The sequence below is a fragment of the Pseudoalteromonas sp. SR45-5 genome (assembly GCF_014163565.1).
GTDB classification, from domain to species: Bacteria; Pseudomonadota; Gammaproteobacteria; order Enterobacterales; family Alteromonadaceae; genus Pseudoalteromonas; species Pseudoalteromonas distincta.
Genome location: NZ_JACJDN010000469.1, coordinates 1 through 3,253, shown reverse-complemented (window position 1 = coordinate 3,253; position 3,253 = coordinate 1). Strand labels below are relative to the sequence as shown.

Annotated in this window: 5 protein-coding genes; 3 read left to right on the top strand and 2 right to left on the bottom strand. The window is 38.5% G+C overall.

Annotated features, from left to right (window positions below; all coding sequences use genetic code 11):
* The 3 genes from H5072_RS15245 to H5072_RS15235 all read left to right on the top strand — a co-directional run.
* On the top strand, positions 1-987 hold a 987-nt coding region (locus tag H5072_RS15245), incomplete at its 5' end, for a YdbH domain-containing protein (RefSeq protein WP_182694002.1).
* A gap of 2 nt (positions 988-989) precedes the next feature.
* Complete coding sequence (locus H5072_RS15240; RefSeq protein WP_007378800.1) at positions 990-1,187, top strand: YnbE family lipoprotein; 198 nt, start codon at positions 990-992, stop codon at positions 1,185-1,187.
* An 11-nt stretch (positions 1,188-1,198) separates the two neighbouring features.
* A complete protein-coding gene (locus tag H5072_RS15235; RefSeq protein ID WP_002961068.1) occupies positions 1,199-1,528 on the top strand; it encodes a YdbL family protein in 330 nt (109 codons plus the stop codon).
* Positions 1,529-1,576: 48 nt separating this feature from the next.
* On the opposite strand, the gene H5072_RS15230 is transcribed toward H5072_RS15235, so the two are convergent.
* Both H5072_RS15230 and waaA read right to left on the bottom strand, forming a co-directional pair.
* Positions 1,577-2,125, bottom strand: a complete 549-nt coding sequence (locus H5072_RS15230) for a DUF1415 domain-containing protein (RefSeq protein WP_002961067.1) — start codon at positions 2,123-2,125, stop codon at positions 1,577-1,579.
* The coding region (gene waaA / locus H5072_RS15225; protein ID WP_182694001.1) for a lipid IV(A) 3-deoxy-D-manno-octulosonic acid transferase at positions 2,122-3,253 on the bottom strand (1,132 nt) is incomplete at its 5' end. The genes H5072_RS15230 and waaA, both read right to left, overlap by 4 nt.

Here is a 3,253-nt window from a genome sequence, read left to right as displayed (position 1 = left end):
AAAGTAGAGTCTACGGGCTTGCAAAGCCGTGCACTAAAAGCTACGCATCACGCATTTATAAATAATGTTGAGTTAGTGATAAATCATCATATGTCGTCGCAAGCTCATCCATTTGAAGTGGTTATTCCTGAACAAAGTGCGCTGTCGTTAAATGCGTTTATTAGTCAATTTGAGCCACTTGCACAGTTAACAGTGGGCGAATTTAATGGCTATATTAGTGGCGATATAAACTTACAAAATGCACTGTTCAATATAGGGATTAGTCATACAAGTGCATTGTATAACGATTACCTTGCGAGTGATTTAAGCAGTACATTTAGCGGGGAATATAATTCAGGTAAGCTTAATGTAAAACCAACTACCTTTAATTTAAATGAATTTAGAGCCGGTGCCGTAGTTAAAACTATCAAAGGTCAATGGCAAGTTAATAACAATACCGCGCTTATAAATGATGTAAAAGGAAGTGTGTTTGGTGGCGAGTTTTCATTAGATAGCTACACAGTAGGGAAGCCAAACCAAGTTGCTAATGTTAAGTTTGAAAATATTGATGCAAGCAAACTTGTTACACTCGACGATAAGTCGGGCATTGTATTAACGGGACGCTTGGCGGGGTCTTTACCGGTTCACTTTGATAGTGGAAAAATTGAAATAATTGACGGTAGCTTATTTAGCCAAGGAACAGGTAATTTAAAAATTACCAATAATGCCGCTTTTGATTCAGTAATGCAGCAACAGCAAGAGTTACAACCTGTGTTAGGGCTATTAACTAATTTAGATATTCAAAAACTTAATAGCAGTGTGGCACTAAAAAATGATGGTTGGTTAAAACTAGGGGTTAATTTGCAAGGCTATAATAAAGCAGAGCAGCAGCAGGTTAACTTTAATTATAACCACGAAGAAAACGTATTTACACTTTTACGCGCACTGCGTTTAAGTGACGAAATTACACAAAAAGTTGAGCAACAATACTCACAAAAAGGAAACTAATAATGAGACAGTCGTTATTGATAAAAGTACTGCTCGCGCTGAGTGCTATTAGTGCACTCAGTGCTTGCACGCATCGTGTTGAGGTGTCTGCTAAAGAGCCCATTACTATTAATTTAAATGTGAAGGTCGATCACGAAATTCGCGTAAAAGTAGATAAAGAACTCGACAATTTATTTAGTGACGACAGTGAGTTATTTTGAGGAGCTAGAACATGAATACGAAGAAAAAATTAAATATTATTACGTTAGTTAGTGCAGTATGTATGTCTTTCTCTGCTTGGGCTATTAGCCTTGATGACGCTAAAAACCAAGGTCTAGTAGGTGAAGATAGCTCTGGTTATTTAGGACTTGTTGTACAAAACGCAGAGGCAAAAGCCGTTGTTGATGACATAAATGCAAAGCGTAAAGCGCAGTACTTAAAGCTCGCTAAAAAGAATAACTTGTCGCTTTCACAAGTAGAAGCACTTGCTGCTGCTAAAACAATTGAAAAAACCCAAAGTGGTCATTACGTTGAAGTAAATGGTAACTGGGTTAAAAAATAAGCGTTTGTTATTGTCTTGTTCTGCACAAACCAAAATAAAACCGAGCATTTAAGCGCTCGGTTTTTTACAGCCTTCAAGTAACTGCTGCCAAAAATCAATCCCCTTACGCCTTGCTAGATTTATATTATGCTCAGGAATAGATTCAGGCTCGTTATAACTATCAAGTGCTTCGCTCATACTTGCTTCGCGGATTAAATGCAATGTAGGAAAGGGCGCTCTATTTGTGTAGTTTGCGGCATCGGTTTCATCACTGTCAGCAAATACGTAATCAGGATGAAAATTAGCGATTTGATACTTACCTTCAAAGCCTTGCGCGACTAAAAGTGCATTAGCTAAATCGACCAAGTCTAAAAAGTCTTCAAAGTCACTAAAGCCATTGTCAAACATGATAAGGGTTGTTTCGCGCTCTGGTTCACGGTCAAGCTCAACACATTGCTCAAGCATATCCATTACAGCATCATCCATGCTCGTTGCAGAGCTTACTATGTAATGAATACAGTTATTTTCCACTTCTTTACGTGCAAATGGGCAAAAGTTATATTTAACAATAACAGATGACACCCATTCACGGGTTTGGCTTATAGCTATGTTGGTCACGGTTTTGGCTCTAAATATTGATTAATAATGTTAAGTGTTTTTTGTATAGCACCTTGGTTTTTAGTTACGCATTGCGCAGCTTTAATACCTAAGGTTTGGCACGCTTTTGTGTTTTGGCTAAACGTTATAAGCTGCTTTGCGAGTTCGTCGTTACTATCAACCACTACAGCACCTTTGAGCTTTGTTAGCTCGGGATAAACATGGTCAAAATTGTATGTGTGTGGACCTGTTATTACACCTACCGAAAACGCTGCTGATTCCAGTGGGTTATGCCCACCTCTGCGAATTAAGCTGCCACCAATAAAGCTCACATTTGCAGCGCCATATAAACACTGTAATTCACCAAGCGTATCAGCAAGGAGTATTTGCTCATTATTATAGTTATTTTGGCTACGACGGCTAAAGCTAAGTGGGCTTTGCGTTAAAAGCTCTGCCACTTTGTCAAATTGCTCTGGATGGCGCGGGGCAATTATAAGTAATGCGTTCGGTTGCTTTTTTAGTAATTCTTGATGGGCTAAAAGTACCAGCTCATGCTCAACAGGATGTGTTGAGCCTGCCACCCATACAAAGCGTTCATTACTACTATAAAGCTGTTTAAGGTTGAGTACTTTAGCTAGTTGCTCTTCACTTGGTGTTATATCAAATTTTATTGAGCCTGTTACATGGCTTTTTGAAGCTTCAAGACCAAGTTCAATAAAGCGTGTAGCATCTGTTTTATTGTGACTCGCAAGTACCGTAATTGAGCGCATAATAATATGCGTTAATTTAGCGACCTTTTGATAGCCCTGCAGTGACTTTTCAGAGAGTCTTGCATTGATGACAAGCACTGGTATGTTTTTTTTGTGGCTTATCGCCATTAAATTTGGCCATAGCTCGGTTTCTAAAATACATAATGCTTGTGGCTTTATACGCTTTAAAAATCGAGCCGTCGCAAACGGGAAATCGATTGGTAAATAGCTACACGCTACAGTATTTTTAAACTGGCTAAGTATTTGCTCTCTGCCTGTTGGAGTATTACAGGTTATAAGTATATTTAAATTTGGATGCACTTTTTGCAAAGCTTTAATAAGTGGCGTTGCGGCAAGTACCTCACCAACAGAAGCACAATGAAAAACTAAACCTTTAGTT